The following is a 908-nucleotide window of genomic DNA, read 5'->3' on the forward strand; positions in this document are numbered from 1 at the left end:
CTTTAAAAGTTATTTTGGTATCTAGTGCGATGCGGTCTAAGTGCGCTCTGTATCTGGCCGATGTCGCCGAAAGTTTTCTGACAATATTTCGTGCCGGCAAGGGGCCCCTGCCGTCCGTCCGTATCGAACGTTTTCGCTCTGTTGATCGGCTGGCCTGAAAGCCGGGAATAGCTCGCCATTCCCGCCACGATCAAACGCAATGACGATGATTACGCTTCAGGTTTTTCTGCCGGGAAACCCGTCGCCGCCCCGGCTCACGCCGGGGCGGCCTATTTTTGTTTTACTCACACCACGRCGAAATCGGCGTTGGTSAGCGCCARATTGGCGGYCAGCGTKGCGAAATGSGTGGAGCCGCCAGCGGCRCTGCCRTYGCTGTCATARTAGAGCCAGCCGGTGTCGGTCTCGTAGATGATGTGATCGKTGCCGTCGCCGGCAAGGCCGGTGGTGTTCTTKATGAGCTGGTCCGCYGTCAGCGTGCCGTTGCCGCCRAGCGCSGCAAAGATGGCGTTGTCGACCTGGATGGTGTCATCGGCGACCGAGAAGTCGGTGATGCGGTCGACATTGGTCGAAGCATTGAGCGCCGTGGTGAAGACAAAGGTATCGTTGCCGGTGCTGCCGGACAGCGTGTCGTTACCGAGCAGGCCGTTGATGACATTCGCGCCCGAATTGCCGGTGATGACATTGGCGATCGAATTGCCGGTGCCGTTGATGTTGCCGGTGCTTCGCAGCGCGAGGTTCTCCAGTTCCTGTCCCGACAGGTTGAAGGAGACATAGGCCTGCACATTGTCGGTGCCCTGGCCGTTGAGCTCGATCACSTKATCRCCGGCATTGTCGACRTAGTAGGTGTCGTTGCCGGTGCTGCCRCTCATCGTATCRGCGCCGCCSAKKCCGTYGATGATGTTGTTGCC

At 58.8% G+C, this 908-nt stretch carries 1 protein-coding gene; it reads right to left on the reverse strand.

The features are described from left to right. Window positions 1–284: 284 nt before the first annotated feature. A partial coding sequence (locus ACXJ7R_RS34505; RefSeq protein WP_457155700.1) for a calcium-binding protein occupies window positions 285–908 on the reverse strand: 624 nt, incomplete at its 5' end.

It is taken from the genome of Mesorhizobium sp. P5_C1, from assembly GCF_054049815.1.